General features: G+C 65.0%; 19 protein-coding genes, 1 tRNA gene and 1 pseudogene. 5 read left to right on the plus strand and 16 right to left on the minus strand.

Annotation, left to right across the window (positions count from 1 at the left end; all coding sequences use genetic code 11):
• Positions 1 to 1,269, plus strand: coding sequence for a c-type cytochrome (locus tag R2N11_RS06230; RefSeq protein WP_316680511.1), 1,269 nt, complete (start codon positions 1 to 3; stop codon positions 1,267 to 1,269).
• Here R2N11_RS06230 and R2N11_RS06235 read toward each other — a convergent pair whose 3' ends face one another.
• Complete coding sequence (locus R2N11_RS06235; protein WP_316680512.1) at positions 1,270 to 3,537, minus strand: AsmA family protein; 2,268 nt, start codon at positions 3,535 to 3,537, stop codon at positions 1,270 to 1,272. It lies immediately after the preceding gene.
• Between the two features lie 83 nt (positions 3,538 to 3,620).
• Between R2N11_RS06235 and tcdA the strand changes: the two genes are divergently transcribed.
• Positions 3,621 to 4,523, plus strand: coding sequence for a tRNA cyclic N6-threonylcarbamoyladenosine(37) synthase TcdA (gene tcdA / locus R2N11_RS06240; RefSeq protein WP_199031024.1), 903 nt, complete (start codon positions 3,621 to 3,623; stop codon positions 4,521 to 4,523).
• Between the two features lie 7 nt (positions 4,524 to 4,530).
• Here tcdA and R2N11_RS06245 read toward each other — a convergent pair whose 3' ends face one another.
• From R2N11_RS06245 to trxA, 4 genes are all read right to left on the minus strand, one after another.
• The gene (locus R2N11_RS06245) at positions 4,531 to 4,854 is read right to left on the minus strand and encodes a thioredoxin family protein (RefSeq protein ID WP_021195195.1); all 324 of its coding nucleotides are present in this window, start codon (positions 4,852 to 4,854) and stop codon (positions 4,531 to 4,533) included.
• 101 nt (positions 4,855 to 4,955) lie between these two features.
• Positions 4,956 to 5,372 carry a bacteriohemerythrin gene (locus R2N11_RS06250; protein ID WP_199031023.1) on the minus strand — a complete coding sequence of 139 codons (417 nt, stop codon included), beginning with the start codon at positions 5,370 to 5,372 and terminating at the stop codon, positions 4,956 to 4,958.
• 81 nt (positions 5,373 to 5,453) lie between these two features.
• Complete coding sequence (locus R2N11_RS06255) at positions 5,454 to 6,119, minus strand: DsbA family protein (RefSeq protein ID WP_199031022.1); 666 nt, start codon at positions 6,117 to 6,119, stop codon at positions 5,454 to 5,456.
• Positions 6,120 to 6,121: 2 nt separating this feature from the next.
• Positions 6,122 to 6,967, minus strand: coding sequence for a thioredoxin (gene trxA / locus R2N11_RS06260; protein ID WP_316680513.1), 846 nt, complete (start codon positions 6,965 to 6,967; stop codon positions 6,122 to 6,124).
• A gap of 198 nt (positions 6,968 to 7,165) precedes the next feature.
• Here trxA and R2N11_RS06265 point away from each other — a divergent pair, with 198 nt between their 5' ends.
• Positions 7,166 to 8,872 carry a long-chain fatty acid--CoA ligase gene (locus R2N11_RS06265; RefSeq protein WP_316680514.1) on the plus strand — a complete coding sequence of 569 codons (1,707 nt, stop codon included), beginning with the start codon at positions 7,166 to 7,168 and terminating at the stop codon, positions 8,870 to 8,872.
• A 28-nt stretch (positions 8,873 to 8,900) separates the two neighbouring features.
• Here R2N11_RS06265 and R2N11_RS06270 read toward each other — a convergent pair whose 3' ends face one another.
• The 5 genes from R2N11_RS06270 to R2N11_RS06290 form a co-directional block, all read right to left on the minus strand.
• Entirely contained in the window at positions 8,901 to 9,689 is a 789-nt protein-coding gene (locus tag R2N11_RS06270) for an ankyrin repeat domain-containing protein (protein ID WP_199031019.1), read from the minus strand.
• Positions 9,690 to 9,700: 11 nt separating this feature from the next.
• Positions 9,701 to 10,429, minus strand: a complete 729-nt coding sequence (locus R2N11_RS06275; protein ID WP_316680515.1) for a gamma-glutamylcyclotransferase — start codon at positions 10,427 to 10,429, stop codon at positions 9,701 to 9,703.
• 136 nt (positions 10,430 to 10,565) lie between these two features.
• Positions 10,566 to 10,641, minus strand: a tRNA-Cys gene (locus tag R2N11_RS06280).
• A gap of 64 nt (positions 10,642 to 10,705) precedes the next feature.
• Positions 10,706 to 11,059, minus strand: coding sequence for an FKBP-type peptidyl-prolyl cis-trans isomerase (locus tag R2N11_RS06285; RefSeq protein WP_199031017.1), 354 nt, complete (start codon positions 11,057 to 11,059; stop codon positions 10,706 to 10,708).
• Positions 11,060 to 11,096: 37 nt separating this feature from the next.
• The gene (locus R2N11_RS06290) at positions 11,097 to 11,648 is read right to left on the minus strand and encodes a YaeQ family protein (RefSeq protein ID WP_199031016.1); all 552 of its coding nucleotides are present in this window, start codon (positions 11,646 to 11,648) and stop codon (positions 11,097 to 11,099) included.
• A gap of 212 nt (positions 11,649 to 11,860) precedes the next feature.
• Here R2N11_RS06290 and R2N11_RS06295 point away from each other — a divergent pair.
• Together R2N11_RS06295 and R2N11_RS06300 are read left to right on the plus strand one after the other, a co-directional pair.
• Positions 11,861 to 14,705, plus strand: a pseudogene (locus tag R2N11_RS06295) (DUF2339 domain-containing protein).
• Entirely contained in the window at positions 14,702 to 16,024 is a 1,323-nt protein-coding gene (locus tag R2N11_RS06300) for a DUF3999 domain-containing protein (RefSeq protein ID WP_316680516.1), read from the plus strand. The pseudogene R2N11_RS06295 and the gene R2N11_RS06300 overlap by 4 nt, the downstream one beginning before the upstream one ends.
• A 53-nt stretch (positions 16,025 to 16,077) precedes the next feature.
• Here the strand turns inward: R2N11_RS06300 and R2N11_RS06305 are convergent, their stop codons facing one another.
• The 6 genes from R2N11_RS06305 to R2N11_RS06330 form a co-directional block, all read right to left on the minus strand.
• Entirely contained in the window at positions 16,078 to 16,461 is a 384-nt protein-coding gene (locus tag R2N11_RS06305) for an MAPEG family protein (protein WP_199031013.1), read from the minus strand.
• A gap of 185 nt (positions 16,462 to 16,646) precedes the next feature.
• Complete coding sequence (locus R2N11_RS06310; RefSeq protein ID WP_021195183.1) at positions 16,647 to 16,868, minus strand: RNA-binding S4 domain-containing protein; 222 nt, start codon at positions 16,866 to 16,868, stop codon at positions 16,647 to 16,649.
• Positions 16,869 to 16,888: 20 nt separating this feature from the next.
• Positions 16,889 to 17,452 carry a YceI family protein gene (locus tag R2N11_RS06315; RefSeq protein WP_316680517.1) on the minus strand — a complete coding sequence of 188 codons (564 nt, stop codon included), beginning with the start codon at positions 17,450 to 17,452 and terminating at the stop codon, positions 16,889 to 16,891.
• A 43-nt stretch (positions 17,453 to 17,495) separates the two neighbouring features.
• A complete protein-coding gene (locus R2N11_RS06320) occupies positions 17,496 to 19,238 on the minus strand; it encodes a glutamine--tRNA ligase/YqeY domain fusion protein (RefSeq protein ID WP_316680518.1) in 1,743 nt (580 codons plus the stop codon).
• A gap of 64 nt (positions 19,239 to 19,302) precedes the next feature.
• The gene (locus tag R2N11_RS06325; protein WP_316680519.1) at positions 19,303 to 20,367 is read right to left on the minus strand and encodes a lipase secretion chaperone; all 1,065 of its coding nucleotides are present in this window, start codon (positions 20,365 to 20,367) and stop codon (positions 19,303 to 19,305) included.
• Between the two features lie 27 nt (positions 20,368 to 20,394).
• Positions 20,395 to 21,405, minus strand: a complete 1,011-nt coding sequence (locus tag R2N11_RS06330; RefSeq protein WP_316680520.1) for a lipase family alpha/beta hydrolase — start codon at positions 21,403 to 21,405, stop codon at positions 20,395 to 20,397.
• Positions 21,406 to 21,498: the final 93 nt, after the last annotated feature.

The following is a 21,498-nucleotide window of genomic DNA, read 5'->3' on the forward strand; positions in this document are numbered from 1 at the left end:
ATGAGAGCCGTCGCCTCTTTCCTGATGCTGGCGGGCATGACCGCCACGGTGCACGCTGCCGATACAGCAGCCGATGCCGCACAAATCAAGCGGGGCGAATACCTCGCCATTGCCGCGGACTGCGCGGCCTGCCACACGGCGCCAGGCGGCAAGCCTTTTGCAGGCGGCTTGCCGATGCCGATTCCAATGCTGGGCACGATCTACACCAGCAACATCACGCCCGATGCAAAAACCGGCATCGGCAAATGGAGCTATGAAGATTTCGAGCGCGCCGTGCGCAAGGGTGTGGATGACGACGGCGACAACCTGTACCCGGCCATGCCGTATCCCTCGTACGCGAAGATCAACGATGCGGACATGCACGATCTCTATGCGTATTTCCGCTATGGCGTGACGGCGATACAGAACGATCCGCCGCCCAGCACGATCCGCTGGCCGCTGAACATGCGGTGGCCACTCAAGCTGTGGAACCTGGTCTTCCTCAAGAGCGAGCCGTACATCCCAAGGGGTGACAAGACGCCAACGTGGAATCGCGGTGCCTACCTGATGCAGGGCCTCGCGCATTGCGGCACGTGCCACACGCCGCGCGGCTTCGCCATGCAGGAGAAGGCAATGGATGAGCGTGGCAAGGGCTATCTGTCAGGCTCGACGCTCGCGGGCTGGACAGCGTTCAACATCACGTCTGACCCAATCAGCGGCATTGGCGCATGGAAACCTGAACAGGTCGTGCAGTACCTGCGCACCGGTAGTGTGCCAGGTGTGGCGCAGGCAGCGGGGCCGATGGGCGAGGCGGTGCAGCACAGCTTCTCGCGCATGACTGAACGCGACATCCTGGCAATGGCGGAGTACCTGCGCACCGTTCCCGCCGTCAGCAATAACCTGGAGCGCGCACGGCAGGACTGGGGCAAGCCCGCCGTCGACGTGACCGCGTTGCGCGGCAAGCCGATCGAAACCACCATCGACGCTGCGCGCCTGTATCTCGGCAACTGCGCCACCTGCCATCAGGCCGATGGACGTGGCACCCCCGACGGCTACTACCCGCCGTTGCTGCACAACTCCATAGTGGGAGCGCGGGACACGGGCAACTTGGTGCAGGTGATCCTGCATGGCATTGAGCGCAAGGCCGGGGATCGGCACATCGGCATGCCCGCGTTCGGGCGCGAGTTGTCGGCTGCGCAACTCGCAGCGCTCACGAACTACGTGACACGGCAGTTTGGCGATCCGGCCACGCCGCAGATGACGGCAGAGGAGATTGCGAAGCGGCGCTGATCAGCCGCCGCTCGTCATCGGATCGCGCGCGGGCGGTGTGCTTGTGCGCGAGGTGGGCTGTGCGGATTTCAGCTCGCCGTCGGGTGTGCGCCCAGGGTTCTTGCTGCGATAGGTCTTGCCCGGCGGCGGGGCCGTGGGGCGCTGGCGCACGTCGGCCAGCAGTTTGCCGCACGGGCTGTCCGGCGCGGGCTTGAGTTCCAGCACCGGTAGCACTGCCGCGATGGGTGCCGCAAACGCCAGCGCTATCGCACCACCCGCGCGCAGCGCCACCACGGCCGGGTTGATCGACACATCTGGATGCTTGTACGTGCCCTTCACGTACAGCGGCGTGCGCAGCGAGAACACGCGCAACCCCTTCGAATCCGGATGGATGGTGAAGTCCAGCGCCTCCTGCTTGAAGCTTGTCGCGCCGGTCACGTCGATCACCGCATCCTGCGTGTCCACCACAAAGGTTCGCGCCTGTGCCAAACCGTTGCTCACCGCAAAGTCGCCGGCTGCGCAGTTGATGGTGACTTGCTTGTCGCCGAAGAGCTTGGTGAGGATCACGTTGCCGACGTTCAGCCCCATGGCTTCCAGGATGAACTTGCTGATGGTGCCTCGCGCCACGAGCACTTTCATTTCGCCGTTGGACGAGCCGAGCAGGGCGGCGACCGAGTTGCCAGTGGCGGAGAGGCGCGCGTCGCCGTTGATCTCGCCCACGCTGGCGCGCATGGAGTCGATCTTCGGGAACAGCTGCTTGATCTTGAAATGCCGCGCCGCCAGCGCCGCGCGTGCCTGCATCGGCGTGGCGTGGCCGTCGAGCTGGATGTTGGAGGTGAGCGTGCCGCCCGCAATGCCGAAGTTGAGTGGGTCGAGCGTGAGTACCGCGTCCTGCAGCTTGATGTGCGTGACGAGGTGGTCGATCGGCAGGTCGGCGCTGTGAACGATGCGCTCGCCGGTGAACTTCACATCGGCGTCGATGGCGTTCCAGCGGTCGGTGCGGAAGGGCTCGACCGGTAGCACCTTGTCGGCTGGCTGGCGGACGGTCTTGTTGTCGCCCGGTTCTGCGCTAGGATCGGCACGTTTGGCCTTGCTGGCATTGGAGTCGGCGCCGATGATCGGGGCCAGGTCGGCAAACAGCAGTTGGTGCGAGACCAGCTCGCCCGTCAATTGCGGGCGCGGCTCACGCATGGCGAAGGTGAGCGTGCCGCTCAGGTCCGAGCCACCTACGCGGCCGGTGAATTTTTCGTAGCGCCAGCTCGAACCCTGCTTGCGTAGTTCGCCGATCAGGCGGCCGCGCGTGTCAAACGGTGGTGTGTCAGGCAGCACCACGCCCGTCAGCGGATACAACTGCGCCATGCTGGCGCCCGATAAGTGCAGGCGCAGGTCCAGCGCCGCCAGGCTGGCCGGGTTGGTGAGCGTGCCTGCCAGATCGATGCGTGTCTTGCCGACTGTCACGTCGGCCTGCAGCGGGTAAGGGCGCTTGGCATCTTGCAGGCGCAACACGCCGCCGGCTTTGCCGCTGCCGTTGATGGCGGCGTTGTTGTACGTACCCTTGACCGTCCAGGCGATGCCGTAGGGCTGCTCAGGATCGGGTGTGACAGGCGCATTGGCAGCCGCACCCGAGGCCGCTGTGCCCGGGGTCGTCGGCACCGTCGCTGGTTGCTCGCCGCCTTTGATGCCGATGCCGTTGGCTGCGGTGTACAGCGCTTGGTTGTCGACCGTGTCGATGGTGGCCGCCAGGTGGATTCGCTTGATGTCGTCATCCAGCGCCAGCGAGCCCTTGCTGAAGGCGATTTCGCGCAGCTCCAGCTTCCAGTCGGACGGCTTGTTTTCGCTGCCTTCGCCATTGCCAGCGAGGTCGAATGTCCAGTTGTTGCGGTTCTGCTTGTCGCGTTCCAGTGCAATGGCCGGCGTATCGAGCGTCACGCTCGGGATGACGATGCGGTGCGCCAGCAGCGGCAGCGCTTCCAGCACGAAGGTGAGCTGATGGATCGTCGCCACATGCGGCTGTTTGGTCCAGTCCGGATTGCCGACGGTGATGTCGTTGGCAATCAGGCGCGGCCAGGGCACATAGGCACGCCAGCCGGTTTCGCCTTCGGGCTTCTTCCAGGTCAGCATCAGGTCGCCGTTGATGGCGAACGCGCGGCCGATGGCTTGCGAGACATGGTCGTTCAGGTACGGCTTGGCGCGGTTCCAGTCGAACGTCAGCACAAAGATGACCGCCGCCGCCACGATGACAACGGGCGAGATGACCAGTCCGAGGGCGAGCTTGCCTGAGGTTCGCATGGGTTTTCTTATTCGTTTGACACGTAAAAATCCGACTCGCCGCGTTGTTATATAGTTCGGCGCAGTCCCGATTCAATTGTGTCATGAGCCAAGTAGCAATCAGCGCACCCGCGCACCCGCCCATTCTCGATGACGAATATGCACGCCGCTTTGGCGGTGTCGCACGCTTGTATGGCCCCAACGCGCTGGAGCGTTTTGCGGCCGCACACGTGTGCGTGATCGGCATCGGCGGGGTGGGTTCATGGGTGGCCGAAGCTCTGGCGCGTTGCGGTGTCGGCAAGCTCACGCTGATCGATCTCGACCACATTGCCGTCTCCAACACCAACCGCCAGATTCACGCGCTGGGCGATGCCTACGGTATGGCCAAGGTCGATGCCATGGCGGAGCGCATCCTGCAGATCAACCCACGTGCAGAGATCAGCCGCATCGACGATTTCGTCACCGTGGAAAACGTCGAGGCATTGCTTGGCCACCCGTTCGACTACGTGATCGACGCCATCGATGCCGTGAAGGTGAAGACCGCCATCCTCGCGTTCTGCAAGCGCACCGGCAAACGCGTGGTGACCTGCGGTGCGGCAGGCGGGCAACTGGACCCGACGCGCATTCGCGTGACCGATCTCACCCGCACGATTCAAGACCCGCTGCTCGCCAAGGTGCGCGGCAACCTGCGCCGTCAGCATGGCTTCTCAAAGAACCCCAAGTCGCGCTTCGGTATCGATGCCGTGTTCTCGGATGAGCCGCTGCGCTATCCGGAGCCGGAGCAGCAGGCCTGCGCAGTCGAGTTGCCTGCTGAGTCGAGCCACGCCGGCATTGACGATCTGGCGGCGGCTGGGGAGATCGAAGTCGTCAATGCGCCGCCCGCACCGCAGCCTTCGCAAGGCCCGCAAGGGTTGGCTTGCGCAGGCTTCGGCTCGTCGGTGTGCGTGACGGCAGTGTTCGGGATGGTGGCGGCGTCGACCGCCTTGCGAGCGATCGCGGCCGTCTGATAGGGAGCTAGTGGGGCAGGAGCTGGTCCAGCTTTTCCTGGATCTGGTCTGCGTAGCGCCCCGACCATTCGCTACTCGGCTGGCTGTTGGCGAACAGCACGAACGCCGGCATGACCGATACGCCGTACTTGGCCGCGGTGCCCTCGTTCTCGTCAAAGTCCATGGTGACGAACGTGGCGCGCCCCGCGTAGCTCGACTCCATCTTCTCCAGGCTGGCTACCGCACACTGGCTGGGGTGGCTCCACTCTGCGGCAAAGCACACGACCACGGGCTTGCTTTGCGAGGCGTCGATCACGTCTGACTGAAACGAGGCATCGTTGACGATCTTCATGGGCACTCCTTCGTCGGGGTGGGGAAGCTCCCGCGCAGCAACGGCGCGCGAGCAGGTCCACTCTGACTCTAGGCAGGCAGAACCCGATCGACAACCCGTGTTCAGCCGACGTGCTCGATGTTGCGCATCTGGCTGCCCATTTGTGCGAGATACGTCGTCATCATGCGGTCCATCACGTCCACGTGCTGGGCAAACCACTCGGGCAGTTCCGCCACCAGACGGCGCCCCAGTTCCATTTCGCCCGCAGCGGCACGCTTGCGCACTTCACGGCACAGCGCCAGCACGTTGTCGTGCTCACCGCGATGGCAATGGCGTGGGGGAAACTCCGCCGCGTCCATCCACGCGTTTTCTTCGCCGAAGTGGATTTCGGTATGCGCGATGAAGGCGTCGAGTGCGGCAATGAAGTCGGCGTCCGACGCGTCGGCCACGGTGTTGAGCAGTGCGCAGAACTCGGCGTGGTTCGCGTCGGTGGCGGCGTCGCCGAGCTGGAGCGCTTCAGACCATTCGATCACGGGCATGGCGGGTGGATGTGCGGGATGGACAAGGCCGTCAGCTTACGCGACGGCCTTTGTAGTCTGGTTTGACGCCGGGCAAATCGCTTATTCAGCGTCTGCCGCGGGATGCTGCTGCATCACTTCCACCGCTCGCGCATACAGCGCCACCGATGGCGCATAGCCGCGTCCGATCTGGTACAGCGTGCCGTTCTGCTCGGCCAGCAGGCTGGGGAAGCCGTTGATGCCCCAGCGGCGTGAGAGGCGGAAGTCCTCGCGTGTTTCGTCGCGCAGGGCGTCGGTGTCGAACACGGCGTCGAAGTGCGCGGCGTCGATGCCATTGGCAATGGCGACGTCGCGCAGCACGTCGGCCTGCGTCGTGTCGCGGCCCTCGGCATAGAAGGCATGCTGCACGGCATGAAAGAGCGTGAGCACGCGCTCGTCATCCTCGCCCCACTGTTCGCGCGCCATGACCACGGCGCGGCAGGCGGGCTCGGTGTCGTAGACGAAACCATCGCGGCGCATGGCCACCTCGGGCGACTGGTCGAACGGCATGCCGCTGCGCTCGGCCACGGCGTGCCAGTGGTGGAGGATCTCATCGCGCTTGTCCGCCGCCATGGGCTCGCGCTGGCCGGGGCGCAGGCCACCGGTGATGAGCGTGACAGGCACCGGCGCGCCAAGCAGCTCGCCCAGCCGCTTGCGCAGATCGGCAAGCTGCGGGCCGAAGCCGTAGCACCACGAGCACATCGGATCGGCTACGTAGATGAGTCGCATGGTCAGTTCAGTTTGGAGGCCAGCTGGCGGCGCCAGTGCGACACCGCCTGTGGTGCGTCGCGCATCATGTCGAACACCGACACCATGGTCTTGCGTGCGATGTCGTCGCGGAAGGTGCGGTCGCGCTCGACGATGGCGATCAGCTGTTCGAGTGCGGCTTCGTAGTTTTGCTGCGCGATGTACCGCTCGGCAAGGTCCAGGCGGGCTTGCAGGTTGTTGGGTTCGCTCTCGACGCGCATGCGCAGGGCGTTGGCATCGGGCAGCGCATCGGCGTGTTCTGTGGCTTTCAGGCGCGTTTGCAGCGGGCCGTAGCGCTCGTCCTGCGGTGCCTTGGGCGAGAGCAGCGCGAACTCACCCTGCGCTGCGCGTACGTCCCCGCTGTCCAGCAGCAGGTTGACCAGCTCGAAGCGTGCCGCATCGAAGCCGGGGTCGAACGCCAGCGCATTCTGAAAGGCCTCGCGCGCATGGGCGACCTCGCCGGCCTGGCGCTCGGCCAGCCCTTCGCGGTAGGCCACGTCGGCTGGCTGCGGGATCACGCGGTCAAGAAACCCACGCAACTGCCCTTCAGACAGCACGCCGACAAACTGGTCGACCGGCTTGCCGTCCACAAAGGCGACCACGTACGGAATGCTGCGCACGTTGAAGTGCGCTGACAACTCGGGGTTTTCATCTGAATTGACCTTGGCGAGCTTCCACTTGCCGGCGTATTCAGCCTCGAGCTTTTCCAGCATCGGGCCCAGCGTGCGGCAGGGCCCGCACCACGGCGCCCAGAAATCGACCAGTACCGGGATTTGGCGAGATGTTTCGATCACTTCCTGCGCGAAACTCTGCGAGGTGACGTCGCTCATCGGCGGGGTTCTCCTGGGAAAAGTGCAGCCGGCTGTGTTTGCCGGCGGTGTGTCGAGCATTCTACTTGGGGGTGTTTGGGGCTGCTTCCAGGTTGTTTTCGCGTTCTTAAAAATGGCTGTCCTGACAACGGTTGAAAATAGAACGATCGTTCGGATACCATCGGGTAAAAACAACAGACAGATTCACGGAGACACGATATGACACGACCGCACTTCCAGTTCTGGCCCCGGCGCATGCCGCACAACATTGGCTCGCCGCAAACGAGTCTCTGGTACAACCTGGAAGTGTCCGCGCGACGCTATCCGGACAAAGACGCGATCATCTTCTACGGTCGCCACACCACCTTCCGTGAACTGCACGACGACGCGCTCGCCGTGGCCGGTTGGCTGCAGCAGGTGGCCGGCGTGCAGAAGGGCGACCGCGTGCTGCTGTACATGCAGAACTGCCCGCAGTTCATGGCCGCCTACTACGGCATCCTGCGCGCCGACGCGGTGGTGGTGCCAGTCAACCCGATGAACCGGCCGGAAGAATTCAAGCACTACATCACCGATGCGGGCGCCGCCACGGTCATCTGCAGTGCGGATCTGGCCGTCAACGTGACGACGTCCAACGCCGAACTGCCAGAAGCGCAACGTACGAAGCATCTGCTGGTGACGTCGTACGCCGACGCGTTGCCGGCCACGTACGAATACCCCGAAGATGCGCCGCCTGCGTGGATCACGGCGGAGCATCCGGCACAGCCGGGCGCCGTTGCCTGGAGCGATGTGCTGGCCCAGCGCCTGGTCCCTGGCCCGCACACCGCCGGGCCAGACGACTTGGCTGTGATGCCGTACACGTCGGGCACCACCGGGTTCCCGAAGGGCTGCATGCACCCGCACCGCACCGTCATGCACAACGTTGTGGGCGGCTCGATGTGGTCGAGTTCAACCAAAGAAGGCGTGAGCCTGTCGATCATCCCGCTGTTCCACGTGACCGGCATGCAGTACGGCATGAACGCGCCGATCTACATGGGCTCCACGGTGGTGATGCTGCCGCGCTGGGATCGCGAAGTGGCCGGGCGGCTGATCTCGCGTTACAAGATCACGCATTGGACGAACATCCCGACCATGGTGATCGACTTCCTGGCGAGCCCCCAACTGGCGGAGTTCGACCTGTCGAGCCTGGCTTACATCGGCGGTGGCGGCGCGGCGATGCCCCAGGCCGTGGCCGAGCGCCTGCTGAAAGATTTCAACCTGGCGTACCAGGAAGGCTACGGCCTGTCCGAAACCATCGCGCCCACACACAGCAACCCGGCCGACCGGGCCAAGCAACAGTGCCTGGGCATTCCCGTGTTCAACACCGACGCACGCATCGTCGACCCGCAGACACTGCAGGAGCTGCCCATTGGTGAGGTGGGCGAGATCATCGTCAGCGGCCCGCAGGTGTTCCTGGGCTACTGGAGCAAGCCGCAAGCCACCGCCGAGGTCTTCATCGAGTTCGAGGGCAAAAAGTTCTTCCGCACGGGCGACCTCGGCAAGATGGATGAAGATGGCTATTTCTTCCTGACCGACCGCTTGAAACGCATGATCAACGCCTCGGGTTTCAAGGTCTGGCCAGCCGAGGTGGAGAGCCTGCTGTATAAGCATCCGGACGTGCAGGAGGCCTGCATCATCGGCACGCGGGACGCGTATCGCGGCGAGTCGGTCAAGGCCGTGGTCGTGCTCAAGGCGCACGCCAAGGGCAAAACCACGGAAGACGACATCATCAACTGGGCGCGCGATAACATGGCCGCGTACAAGTATCCGCGTGTGGTGGAGTTTGTCGATGCGTTGCCCAAGTCCGGCACGGGCAAGGTGATGTGGCGCACGCTGCAGGAGCAGGAGAACGCCAGGAACGCGGCGGCTGAAAAACCGGCAGCAGCCTAAAGAGGAAGGGGCCCGGGTGGCCCCTTTTTCAATGCCCGCGTGCCTTGAAGAGCAGCGCGCCGATACCGTGAAAGCCGCGCTGGCGCGCATGCCGCATTGGCGTAACGCCAGCCCGGTCGGGCATGTTTGGATCGGCGCCCGCGTCGAGCAGGAGCTGCACGATCTTTTCGTACTTGTCGCTGCCATCGCCCATGGCCACGGCTTCGATCAGCGCCGTCAGGCCGAGGTTGTTGGTTGCGTCGGGCGGTACGCCGGCCTTTGCAAGTTCGTTCACCACTTCCACGTAACCCCGGCGCGCAGCCGGGATCAGCGCGGTGTCGCCCTCGGCATTGGTGGCGCGCAGGTTGGCCCCGTGCGAGAGCGCCAGACGCACGGTTTCCGCATCGCCCTGGCTTGCGGCGAGCAGGAAGGCGCTGTTCTGGGCGTTGTCCTGCACGTTGACGTCGGCGCCGGCCTGGATGAGCAGGCGGGCCGCCGCGCCCATATGCGCTGCCACGGCGGCAATGAGCGCGGTGCGGCCCTCGGCATCGCGCGCCTTGAGGCTGGCACCGTCGGCTAGCAGCGCCTGGATGACCATTGTATTGCCGGTTTGGGCGGCGGCAATCAGGTCGCGGTCACGCGTGGCAGGGTCGCTGCGATGGGCTGGACGCGTGGCAGGCGCGGCACCGGGCGTGGCTTTGGTGCTTGTACTGGCAGCCACGCGCAGCGTCGGCAGATGCTGCTCTTGCCAGGCGTTGGCCATGTCACCCACTGCCAGCGCGAGACCCAGCATGACACCGATCAGCTGGTTGAGCGCGGGATGGCGGGCGAGGAGCATGGCTGGAGGGCTCAGGCGCTGAGATAAGGGTCGGGCTGCTCTGTAGGCTCGGCCGTGGCAGGTGCGTTGGCGGCATCCATTGCCTGCAGGCGTGTCCACAGACGGTCCAGATACGGATCGTGCAGTCCGTTGCTGGCCAGGCCGATCAGCGTGCGTTGCAGATATTCACGTGCCGGCCCGTAGAGGCCGACCGCATCGCGCAGGCAGCCGACCACGCGCTCGTCGGGCAGGCGGCCGGCGTAGGCGTCATGCGCACGGTTCATGACAAAGGCCAGCGCGAAGACGCGTTCGCCGTTGATCTCGGTGGGCAGCCAGCGCGGCTGGTAGGCGCCGGTCAGCATCTCGCGGCGCCACAACACGCGGAATTCACGTTCGGCATGGGCGCGCGGCACGCGGAAGGCCATGCCCCGGCAACTGCCGCCACGGTCCAGGCCGAGCACCAGCCCCGGGTTGTCCCAGGTGCCGCGATTGATGCGGGAATACAGATAGAAGCCGCGGTGGTATCCGTGTACCGTGGCGGGCGCCGCCTCGGTGTGGAAGATCATCGGGTTCCAGATCAGGGAGCCGTACCCGAACACCCAGGCGTCCTGGCATTCGCAGGGCGCACTCGACAACCGCGCGAGCGTCGATGCAAGCGACGCTTCCAGCGCAGCCTCGGTTAGCAACGACGACGCGACGGGTGAATCACCCAGGGCGTCGCGCAACCGGTTCTGTTCGAGATCCTCTCGGGTGACGGCCATGTCGCAAGCATAGAGCAATCGTTACGCGTGGTCACGCAGGCGGATGGGCGATCCCGCTGAAATATCGCGTTGCTCGGGTCGGGAAGCGTTTGGCTATGGCGCGGCCGCAACGGTACGCACGGTGAGGCCGGAAAACTGGAGGCGGGGGAACGGAATTGAACCGTCTTATACGGCTTTGCAAGCCGCAGCATTGACCACTCTGCCACCCCGCCGGGGGAGGGGGCCTGCGATGTGTCGGATGATCTATCGCAGGCCGGGCGCGATTCTAGCGCAGGATCAGACTTCCAGCAGATCGACTTCGAAAAGCAATGTTGCGTTCGGGGGGATCACGCCGCCCGCGCCGCGCGCACCGTAACCCAGCTCGGCCGGGATGATGAGCTTGCGCGTGCCGCCCACCTTCATGCCTTGTACGCCTTCATCCCAGCCCTTGATGACGTGGCCGGCGCCCAGCGGGAAGGCGAACGGATCGTTGCGGTCTTTGCTGGAATCGAACTTCTTGCCAGCCTGGCCGTTGTCGTACAGCCAGCCGGTGTAGTGCACGGTGACGTACTTGCCGGCGGCGGCCTCTGCGCCGTCGCCGACGACGACGTCCTCATATTGCAGGCCGCTAGCGGTGGTCGTGGTGGTCATGTTGAACCTCGTGGTGTGGGCGTGGATGAGAGAGGGCTCAGGCAGCCTGTGCGGCCTTGAGCGTTTCAAGCTGGACGTGGACGTTGTCCGCGTCGTTGGCGATCCAGATGTCGCCATCCTGGATGGTGACCTGCAGACGCATGGTGCGTTCTACCATGGCGGCCAGCGCGGCTACGGTGTCGGGCGCCACTTCGTAGACCGACAGGTTGGCAAAGCGCGCGACCTTGTTTTCGATCTGCTGCCACCACACGCGGCTGGCATTGCCGCTATACGTATACACAGCGACCTGCTCGGCACGGTTGCTGGCCTTGCGCACGCGGGTTTCGTCGGGATTGCCGAGGTCGATCCAGAGTTCGATGGCGTCGGTCAGGTCACGTTGCCAGAGTTCGGGCTCGTCGGGCTCGGACAGGCCGCGCGTGAAGGCGAGCGTTTCACTGGCGTGGCGGGCAAAAGCGAGCACGCGCACCATCATGCGCTCGTCGTTCTCGCTCGGGTGGCGGGCGACGGTCAGCGCGTGGTTGCCGTAGTAGTGGCGATCCATGTCGGCGATCTGTAGATCGACCTTGTAGATCGTGGATTTGAGGGCCATTCGGGCAGCGGGTTTTTCAGCAAAGCGCGCATTGTCGCACGGCATCGTGACGCGGTTGACGTGCCGTTTGGCGCTTTCGTACTTTGGTACATTCCCTTCGGGGCCGGATTGCTGTATACGCAAGCGGTGTGCGCATCTTGGGCAGGTGTCGGGTTGCCTGGGGCGCAGGAAATGCGCGCGCATTTTCCAATACCAACAGGACAATCAGAACGATGCGTTGGATTTTCGGAATCGTGGGCCTGGTGTTCGGGGCTTTCTCAGGGGGTGTGGTTGGCGCGTTCTTTGGCGCGCTGATCGGTGTCGGATTGGCTTCGCTGATCCTGGTCATGGACAAGCGGGCCAGCTCGCAATGGGCCAAGGCGCCTGACGTCGCCCAGGGCAATGCGCCGGCGCAGGTGCCGGTGGCTGTGCCGATCAATGAGCGTGTAACGCGGCTGGAGCATGAGGTGGCGCTGCTGCGCCGCCAGATCGCCGAGCTGAAAGGGCAGTCGTTTGCAACGCCCGCGCCGCAAGCGCCGGCGGCCGTCGAACCCGTGGTGGCTCCTGTGCCTGAAGCGGTGCCGGTGCCCATCGTTGCCGAATCGTTGCCGCCCGTGGAGGCGCCCGCTGTGTCGCAACCGGTGCCTGTTGCTCCGCCGGTTGCCCAACCCACGCTGATCCCCCACGAACCCGATTGGGTGGAACGCGCTGTCGGCGCCGCACGTGATTGGCTGCTGGGCGGCAACAGCGTGGTGCGGGTCGGCATCCTGATCCTGTTCTTTGGCGTGGCCTTCCTGCTCAAGTATGCGGCCGACAACAGCCTGCTGCCGGTTGAGTTCCGCCTCGCGGGGGTGGCGGTTGGGGCGATCGTGCTGCTGGGCATTGGCTGGCGCCTGCGCGACAAGCGCCCCGGTTATGCGCTGGTGCTGCAGGGCGGTGGGGTCGGGGTGCTGTACCTGACTGTCTTTGCGGCGACACGCATGGTGCCGTTGCTGACGCCGGGGATGGCGTTTCCGTTGCTTGTGCTGATCTGCGCATTGGCAGCCGGGCTGGCCGTCAAGCAGAACGCGCCGGCGTTGGCCTTTACCGGCAGCGCGGGTGGTTTCCTGGCACCGATCCTGATTTCGACCGGGCAGGGTAGCCATGTGGCGCTGTTCAGCTACTACGCGCTGCTTAACGCAGGCATCTTCGCCATCGCGTGGTTCCGTGCATGGCGCGCGCTGAATCTGCTGGGCTTCGTGTTCACCTTTGGCATTGCCACGGCTTGGGGTGCGCTGCGCTACGAGCCTGCGTTGCTCAAGAGCACCGAGCCGTTCCTGATCCTGTTCTTCCTGATGTATGTGGGCATTGCGCTGCTGTACGCGCTGCGCCGCCATGTCAGCCTCAAGCATTACGTAGACGGCACGCTGGTGTTCGGCACGCCGCTGGTGGCGATGGGCCTGCAGGCTGCGCTGGTGCACCACATTCCGTTTGCGATGGCGTGGAGTGCCGCGGCGCTGGCGGCGTTCTATCTGGGCATTGCCGCATGGCTCGCGCCCAAGCGGGCGCGCCTGGGGCTGCTGTTTGAATCGATGTTTGCGCTGGGCGTGATCTTCATCACCCTGGCGATTCCGTTGGCCTTCGACGGACGTACGACCAGTGCAGTCTGGGCGGTGGAAGGCGCCGCAGTCGTCTGGGCCAGCGTGCGCCAGCAGCGTCGTCTGGCGCTGGCAGCCGGCCTGCTGCTGCAACTGGCGGCGGGTATCGCCTTTGCGTTGGGCGCGCTGTTTGAATGGTCGACAGCGCTGCAGTGGCCGGTGCTCAACAGCCACTACATCGGCGGGGTGCTGATTGCGGTGGCGGGCATCTTCAGCGGTTGGCGCCTGCACGGCAAGGCCGAAGCGCGCGACTGGCTGAAGGTGGCACCTGCGCTCGGCATGGCCGCCTCGGTGTGGGGCTTGCTGTGGTGGCTTGGCAGTGGTGGCGATGAGATCGACCGCTATGCATGGCGCCTCGCCACCAAGGCTGTTGACAGACCGGACATCCCGCTTTACGCCGCCTTTGCGGTGCTGACCGCATGGGGTGCGCACGGCCTGCGCCGCAAGCTCGACTGGGCGCTGGCGGAGTGGCCTGCACTGGCCTTGTCGCCCGTGCTTGCGCTGATCGCGTTGATGGCGATCGAACACTGGGCGCCGTCGCCGCTGGCCGGGTGGGGTGGTGTGGATCGCATCGATCGTGCTGGCCTTTGTGCTGCTGCGCCGTCAGCAGCGCACGATGGAGCAAAAGCGGGGCGACGCCATCCTCGCGCCACTGCATACGGTGCTGTTCTGGCTGCTTTGCGGCATGTTGGCCACCGAGGGCTACTGGCGCCTGGATGCCTACGTGCCGGAAGGCACATGGAGCTTTGCTGCCTGGGCCTACGGCTATGGCGCGTTGCTCGCGCTGCTGGCGGGCGCAGGCTGGCGCATCCGCTGGCCGATTGCCCGCTTCGAGCGCGCTTATCTGCTGTGGGGGGCTGCGCCGCTGGCTGCGCTGCTGTGGCTGTGGAGCCTGGTCAGCGCCGCCAGCAACGGCGATGCCGCGCCGCTGTTCTACCTGCCCATCCTCAACCCGTTGGACGTGGCGCAGTTGCTGGTTTTCCTGGCCATCACGCTGTGGATGCGCCGCGTGGCACTGCAGAAGCTCGTGCCTGAGCCGATGGTGATCGGCTACGCGGTCGGTGCCACGCTGTTCATCTGGGCCAATGCGGTGCTGCTGCGTACGCTGCACCACTGGGCGCATATCCCATACACACTGGACGACCTGGGGGACTCGATGCTGGTCCAGGCGTCTCTGTCGATGTTCTGGACGGTGCTGGCTTTGGGCGTGATGGTGTTTGCTACGCGACGCGTGAGCCGTGCGCTGTGGTTCACGGGTGCGGCGCTGCTGGGCGTGACGGTGATCAAGCTGTTCCTCTTCGACCTGTCGCGCGTGACGGGGGTGGAGCGCATCGTTTCGTTCATCGGCATTGGCGTGCTGCTGCTGTTGATCGGCTATCTGTCGCCGCTGCCGCCCAAGGGCAAGGCGCTGGGTGAGGCCGAGACCAAGGAGGTTGTGTGAAGAAGGTTGTTCTTGCGATTGCCGTAGCGTCGCTGCTGTCTGCGCCGGCCTGGGCTGAGCGTTTTGCGTTGACGGGTACGCCCGGTGCGCCGTACTACGCTGTCACGCTCGACGAAGACGTGTACGCCCATGCGCGCGACACCGGCCTGGCGGACCTACGCATCCTCAACGGCGACGGCGAGCCTGTGCCGTTCACCATTGAGATCCCGCGCGATCCGGCACCACAGGCACGCACGCTGCAGGATGTGCGCTGGTTTGCCACGCCCATCGACGAAGCGCAGAAGCCGGGCGCTGCCGGCGTCGTGCTCGGCACGGACGGTGTCCTGCGGGCCACTGGCACGCTTGCCTCACAGGAATCGGCGCGCGCGTGGCTGGTCGACCTGAGTCAGTTGCACGATACCGTGACGGCGCTGGTGGTTGGTTTGCCAGCCGCCGAATTCCAGAGCGGCGTGACCGTGCAGGCCAGCGACGACATGCAGCACTGGAACCCGGTGGGCCAGGCCACGTTGTTCCGCTTGTCCAACCAGGGCAGCACGCTGCTGCAGGATCGCATCGAATTCACCGGCCTGCGTGCGAAATACCTGCGCCTGACCTGGCAGGGCAAGCCGCCCGCGCCCGACAGCGTGCGTGCGGAACTGGCGGCCGGTGCGCCCGTGTTGCCTGCCGACAGCGCCATCCAGTGGCGCACGGGGCTGACACCGGTGCTGACACCTGCTGCCGGTGACTACCAGTTTGATACAGGCGGTGCGTTTCCGGTGGAGCGCGTGAAGATTCATCTGCCGCAGCCCAACACCGTCGCGCAGGCAACGCTGTACGCGCGAGCGGATGCGCAGGCGCAATGGCGGCCGGTTGTGTCAACGCGGCTGTTCCGCCTGGCAAGTGCTGGTGGGCAAGGCGAACAGGAAAACGCGCCGATCAGCGTGCCTGCCACCGGCGAGCGTTATTGGCGCCTGCAGGTCGACACGCGCAGCGGCGGCTTGGGTTCGGGCGCGCCGCAATTGGCGATCGGCTGGCGTCCGGCCACCGTCACCTACGCGGCGCGCGGCAACGTGCCGTTTGTGCTTGCGGTTGGGGAGGTGGCACGCGGTAACCCGATCGCACGGGCGGATCTGTTGGCGGGTGCTTCGCCCGCAATCGCACCCGCACAGCTTGGTGCGATGAGTGACTCGCCTTCCGATGCGATGACGGCTGAGCCGCCCGGCGGCAGGACGCGTCAATGGGTGCTGTGGGGCGCGCTGGTCGCCGCGGTGGTTGTGCTGGGCGGCATGGCGTGGCGGTTGTTCCGCACGTCGGCGACACCGCCGGGGTCATCTCAGTAGCAAACAAAACGGCGCCAAGGAGCGCCGTTTTTTATTGCGTGCAGGTGGAAGCGTCAGTGCGCGAAGGCCGGTTGCACAAACAGCGCAACGCTCAGGCCAAAGCCCGTAAACCACATGAGCGAGCGCAAGGCAGCCCAGTCGGCCAGGTAGCAGATCGTGTACAGCACGCGTGCCACGACGAATGCGATGGCGAGCAGGTTGACGCGATCGATCATGCCGCCGCCCAGGATGGCCACCAGCACGGCCACCGCAAAGAACGGGAACGCTTCAAAGTGGTTTTGCTGCGCGGCGCCGGCGCGGCTTGCCAGACCGGTTTGCTGCGCTAGCCACGCGCGCGGGTTGCGGTTGTCGTAACGCGGGCCACGGGCCTTGGCGATGCCGACGCACACGATCGGCAACACCGCCGCCACCAGAACGCACCAGAGGGCGATCGGCATGGTCAGTCTCCTGGACAGTAGTGAAGGTGCCGCACCGTAGCACAGGTGGCGTTTTCAAACACCAGAAGGGTTAGCGCCGCTAACAAAACCCTCCTGGCGTCGTTACGCCTCCTTGCCGTACTTCTTGTACTGTCTGCGTCGGCGCGCCTAGCCAGAACCGCTACGCTGGGTTTTGTTGGCGGCGCTTAGTCAGCTTCGTGCACGGCGATGCGGATGTCGCCCAGCATGACCACCTGGCCCGCACGGATCTTGGCGGTCTTGCGCGACTCCGGCTGGCCATCAACGGTGACGCCGCCATCGGCGACGACCGCCTTGCCGGCGCCACCGCTGTCGACCACGCCGGTGAGTTTGAGCAGCTTGTGCAGCTCGATGTATTCGGTGTTCAGGGCGAAATCGATGTTGGGCATGGCAGAGAATAGTGCGTGGTTTATTGCGGGGAAGCTTCCACGCTGATGTCGAGGTCGACGCGGTCGCCCACGTCGGGCAGGAACCGCGTCATGCCGAAAGCGCTGCGGGCGATGGCGAGGTGAAAATCGCCGCCGCATACGTGGCGTGCGGTGCCGGCCAATTTCATGTCGCCGCAGTTGAAGCGGCGCACATCCAGTCGCACCGGTTGCGTCACGCCCCGCAGCGTCAGCTTGCCTTCGATGGCGACGAGCTTGCCGTCTTGTACGACAAAGCGATCGCTGCGCAGGCGGATGATCGGAAACTGCGCAGCATCCAGAAACTGCTCGGATTTCAGCACACCATCCAGCACCGGCAGACGCGTATTGACGGATGCGGCGTCGATGGTGAAATCGATACCGCCTTGGCTCGTCGCTTCGTCAAAGTCGATGGCGCCGTCGATCTTGTCGAAGCGGCCACGCACCGTAGATCGATCGAAGTGCGAGGTGCCGAAGTACACCGACGTATGTGCCAGGTCTGGCGTGAACGGTGCGGCAAGGGCAGAGGTGCTGAGCACCCCCGCCAGCATCAGAAACCATGCACGCATGGTGCCTCCTTACTCAGGGGCCCACACATGCATGGGCCTGTACTTACTTGCCCCAGCTGTCCTTCAGGCCGACCACGCGGTTGAACACGGGCTTGCCCGGTTGCGAGTCGATGCGGTCAGCCACGAAGTAGCCGTGGCGCTCGAACTGGAAGCGGTCTTCCGGCTTGGCCGTTGCCAGTGTCGGCTCCAGGTAGGCCGTGACGATCTTCTTGGAGTTCGGGTTGAGCGCATCCAGGAAGTTCTTGTCGCCCGAATCCGGCTGCGGGTCGCTGAACAGGCGGTCGTACAGGCGTACTTCGGCCTCAAGCGCATGCGCGGCGCTCACCCAGTGGATGTTGCCCTTCACCTTCACGCTGTCAGCACCCGGCGTGCCGCTCTTGGTGTCCGGGATGATGTTGGCGTGCACAGCGGTGATATTGCCGTCGGCATCCTTGTCGCAGCCGGTGCATTCGATCACGTAGCCGTAGCGCAGGCGCACCTTGTTGCCCGGGAACAGGCGGAAGTACCCCTTGGGCGGCGTCTCGGTAAAGTCTTCGCGCTCGATCCACAGCTCACGCGTGAGCGGGAAGTCACGGCGGCCAAGTTCAGGCTGCTTCGGGTGTACCGGCGCCGAGCACGGCTCGTTGAAGTCTGCCGGCACGTTGTTGAGGATCAGCTTGACCGGGTCGAGCACGGCCACCGAACGCGGCGCACGCGCATCGAGGTCGTCGCGCACGGCACCTTCCAGAATGCTCATGTCGATCCAGCTGTCAGCTTTGGATACGCCCACGCGTTCGCAGAAGAGCTGGATCGATTCCGGCGTATAGCCGCGGCGGCGGATGCCCACCAGCGTCGGCATGCGCGGGTCGTCCCAGCCGTCGACGCGTTGTTCGTTCACCAGTTGCAGCAGCTTGCGCTTGCTGGTGATGGCGTAGGTCAGGTGCAGGCGCGCAAACTCGTACTGATGCGGCAACGGTGCGGGCAGTGCGCCGGCGTCACGCAGATGATCGAGCACCCAGTCGTACAGCGGGCGGTTGTTCTCGAACTCCAGCGTGCACAGCGAATGCGTGATGTTCTCCAGCGCATCGGAAATGCAATGCGTGAAGTCGTACATCGGGTAGATGCACCACGCGTCGCCGGTGCGGTGGTGATGCGCATGGCGAATGCGGTACAGCACCGGATCGCGCATCACGATGTTGGGCGCGGCCATGTCGATCTTGGCGCGCAGCACCAACTCGCCGTCCTTGTACTTGCCGGCGCGCATGTCGCGGAACAGCGCGAGGTTCTCGTCCACCGAGCGATCACGGAATGGCGATGGTGTGCCCGGCTTGGTGAAGTCGCCACGGTTGGCGGCGATCTGCTCGGCGCTTTGGCTGTCGACGTAGGCGGCGCCGCGCTGGATCAGCACTTCGGCAAAGCCGTAGAGCTGTTCGAAATAGTCGCTGGCGTAGTACAGGTGCGTGCCCGTGCCGTTTTCCCACGAGTAGCCGAGCCAGTGCACTGCGTCGATGATGGAGTCGACGTATTCGGTGTCTTCCTTGACCGGGTTGGTGTCGTCAAAGCGCAGGTGGCAGCGGCCTTGGTAATCCTTGGCCAAGCCGAAGTTCACCCAGATGCTCTTGGCGTGACCGATGTGCAGGTAGCCGTTGGGCTCCGGCGGAAAGCGCGTGATGACCGGCGGAAGGGCCTGGCCCTTGGAGTCCTTACGGCCGGCATAGGTGCCTTGCGTCAGGTCGCCATCAATGATTTGGCGCAGGAAGTTGGACGTTGGGGCGGCGGTTGCCCCGTTGGCGTTGTCTTGGCTCATGGGAATGCTTGATTCGGCAATCCCATGATTTTACCGTGCCCGGGGCGCTCTGCCGGGTTGTCCCTTATTTCCGTTGCGCCACGCCATCCAACGCTTGTGCACGCAGCGCCTCATTTGGGGCAGGAAAGGCTTGCTGGCGCAGTTGCGTGAGCTGCGCGGCGCGGTCGGCGTCAGACAGGCCGGGGAAGTTGTTGATGCGGTCGCGCTGCTGGGCGTAGGCGTCGTAGCGGCCACGCCAGATGGCTTCTTCACGGCTGGCTTGCACGAGGCGATCCGCCACGATGCCGTCGATGCCCTGGGCGGCCAGCCGCTGGCGGATCTGTGCCTCGCTCAGACCAACCTTGGTCCAGGAATCCATGTCGTTCGCGAGCTTGACCGGTGCGGAGGCATTGCGGCGGGCCTCTCGCAGGGCGGCCGGCAGGTTGGCCTCGATGGCTGCGAGCTTGGCGGCGCGTTGCTCGGGGGTGAGCGAGGGGTCGGCCATCACAGCCAGGCGGTCGAGCGCGGCGGTGTCCAACGCGTCTTCGTCGCCATACCAGGCCTGGGCGACATCCGCGCCCAGATATTGGCGGCGCAGCGCAGCGCGGGCGCCGATCTGTTGCCGCAGCGTGGCAAGGATTTCGGGATGCTGTTGGACCTGCTCAAGGCTCGGTTTGCTGCGGCTGGTATCGCCTTGTGTGGCCAGCGCCTTGCGATAGGCGAGATAGCGCTGCAGCAGCGATTGCGCCTCTGACAGCGCGGGGCTGACCAGCTTGGCGCGCATGTGCGCCTCGGCCATCGCCATGCGTTGCGCCTCGTGCACCGAGGCAGGCACGTCGAGAAAGTAATCGAACACCGCGCGGTTGGCGGCTTCCAGGATGAGATGGCCGCTTGCATCGACGCGCAGGCCGTCGGGCGCCTGCGTATCGGCCAGCTCCGTGGGGGTTGCCGCGGGGCTGGCGACTTCGCTCTTGATGCTGCCGATGTAGGCGCCGGATCGCGGCGCCGCCTGGGGCGGTTCGGCGGCCGGGGGGGCATCACCGGTGGTGTGCCACCAGTAGACGCCCCCGGCAACGGCGATTGCCACCAACACTGCCGCGACGAACGTCGTGGGCTGCATGGATTGCACGGGTTGTGATTTGCCCTTCATGACGATGTGCGTGTTGGTGACAACGGATTACAGCCCAGCCGTCTTTAGCCGATTGGCCTGGGTGCGGATCACCGCCACCGGATCCGCCGCACCCCAGCCGATCAGGCCGAGCAACTGGTTGACCTCGTCGAGGTGATTCCAAGCATAGTCGGTCGACAGCACCTGCCCGAACTTGGCGCTACACACCGAGACCAGCCCGTCGTTGGTGCCCGAGCCGCGCGCCTGCATGACCCCGCCGCTGAAAACCAGCACCGGATCGAACAGATCGAGGATGTTGGTGGCCGTCGAGCGGCCTGTCCACGAATACAGCTTCTGCACGTTGCCGTTGCGCACGTCGGTGGCGCTGCCGGTGTTGCAGCCGCTGGCCAGGCCCGCGCTCGGGAAGGTCTTGTTGAAATCCGCCGCGCCCGCGGTGGAGAGGATATGCAATGCGGCAAAACCGTTCTGCGGGTTGCTGGCACCGTTGAACCAGCCGAGCACCGAGCCGAACACATTGGCACCCAGGTTCACCAGAGCCTTGAAGGGCTCCGGCGTGGCTTCGACAAAGTCGGCAAATTCCGAGCCCTTGTGCGGTGTGCCGATGGTGGTGACCGACGCCACCAGGTTGGGTGCCACGGCGGCCGCGTAGCGCGAGGTCAGGCCGCCCTGGCTGTGGCCGATGAGGTTGACCTTGGCCGCACCGGTGGTGGCCAGCACGGCGCGGATCTGGCTGAGCAGTTGCTCGCCGCGCACGGTTTCATCGTTGAAGGCGGATACGTCGGCCACATAGACGTTGGCACCGTTGGCGCGCAGGTCTTCGGGGATCTGGTACCAGTAGTCCACCACGCCCAGGAACTTGCTGGTGCCAGAGAGGCCGTGCACCAGCACGATCGGGTATTGGGTGGCGGCGTACGTGCTGGCGGCCTGGGCCGGTGCAGCGGCAGTCAGGGCGAGGGCGGATGCGGCCAACGTCGTGGCCAAGGCGGCGGCTGCAGTGCGCGTGCGCAAGATGCCGCGCGCTGATTTGTACACAGCATGGAGCTGGGGCGTCTGTGGCATTCGGTTGTCTCCTGAATGATGGATGAGTGGTCGACCTCTGCGGGTCGATCGCCCTCCGTTATCCGAAGTGCGCATTCCACCGTCAACCGAATT

Origin of the sequence: Ralstonia flaminis (genome assembly GCF_958415495.1) — a bacterium.
Lineage (GTDB): Bacteria > Pseudomonadota > Gammaproteobacteria > Burkholderiales > Burkholderiaceae > Ralstonia > Ralstonia flaminis.

Excerpts from the sequence above, each read along its gene's own strand:
- R2N11_RS06230 (WP_316680511.1), top strand. The coding sequence starts at position 1 with ATGAGAGCCGTCGCCTCTTTCCTGATGCTGGCGGGCATGACCGCCACG.
- R2N11_RS06235 (WP_316680512.1), bottom strand. The coding sequence starts at position 3,537 with ATGCGAACCTCAGGCAAGCTCGCCCTCGGACTGGTCATCTCGCCCGTT.
- tcdA (WP_199031024.1), top strand. The coding sequence starts at position 3,621 with ATGAGCCAAGTAGCAATCAGCGCACCCGCGCACCCGCCCATTCTCGAT.
- R2N11_RS06245 (WP_021195195.1), bottom strand. The coding sequence starts at position 4,854 with ATGAAGATCGTCAACGATGCCTCGTTTCAGTCAGACGTGATCGACGCC.
- R2N11_RS06250 (WP_199031023.1), bottom strand. The coding sequence starts at position 5,372 with ATGCCCGTGATCGAATGGTCTGAAGCGCTCCAGCTCGGCGACGCCGCC.
- R2N11_RS06255 (WP_199031022.1), bottom strand. The coding sequence starts at position 6,119 with ATGCGACTCATCTACGTAGCCGATCCGATGTGCTCGTGGTGCTACGGC.
- trxA (WP_316680513.1), bottom strand. The coding sequence starts at position 6,967 with ATGAGCGACGTCACCTCGCAGAGTTTCGCGCAGGAAGTGATCGAAACA.
- R2N11_RS06265 (WP_316680514.1), top strand. The coding sequence starts at position 7,166 with ATGACACGACCGCACTTCCAGTTCTGGCCCCGGCGCATGCCGCACAAC.
- R2N11_RS06270 (WP_199031019.1), bottom strand. The coding sequence starts at position 9,689 with ATGCTCCTCGCCCGCCATCCCGCGCTCAACCAGCTGATCGGTGTCATG.
- R2N11_RS06275 (WP_316680515.1), bottom strand. The coding sequence starts at position 10,429 with ATGGCCGTCACCCGAGAGGATCTCGAACAGAACCGGTTGCGCGACGCC.
- R2N11_RS06285 (WP_199031017.1), bottom strand. The coding sequence starts at position 11,059 with ATGACCACCACGACCACCGCTAGCGGCCTGCAATATGAGGACGTCGTC.
- R2N11_RS06290 (WP_199031016.1), bottom strand. The coding sequence starts at position 11,648 with ATGGCCCTCAAATCCACGATCTACAAGGTCGATCTACAGATCGCCGAC.
- R2N11_RS06305 (WP_199031013.1), bottom strand. The coding sequence starts at position 16,461 with ATGCCGATCGCCCTCTGGTGCGTTCTGGTGGCGGCGGTGTTGCCGATC.
- R2N11_RS06310 (WP_021195183.1), bottom strand. The coding sequence starts at position 16,868 with ATGCCCAACATCGATTTCGCCCTGAACACCGAATACATCGAGCTGCAC.
- R2N11_RS06315 (WP_316680517.1), bottom strand. The coding sequence starts at position 17,452 with ATGCGTGCATGGTTTCTGATGCTGGCGGGGGTGCTCAGCACCTCTGCC.
- R2N11_RS06320 (WP_316680518.1), bottom strand. The coding sequence starts at position 19,238 with ATGAGCCAAGACAACGCCAACGGGGCAACCGCCGCCCCAACGTCCAAC.
- R2N11_RS06325 (WP_316680519.1), bottom strand. The coding sequence starts at position 20,367 with ATGAAGGGCAAATCACAACCCGTGCAATCCATGCAGCCCACGACGTTC.
- R2N11_RS06330 (WP_316680520.1), bottom strand. The coding sequence starts at position 21,405 with ATGCCACAGACGCCCCAGCTCCATGCTGTGTACAAATCAGCGCGCGGC.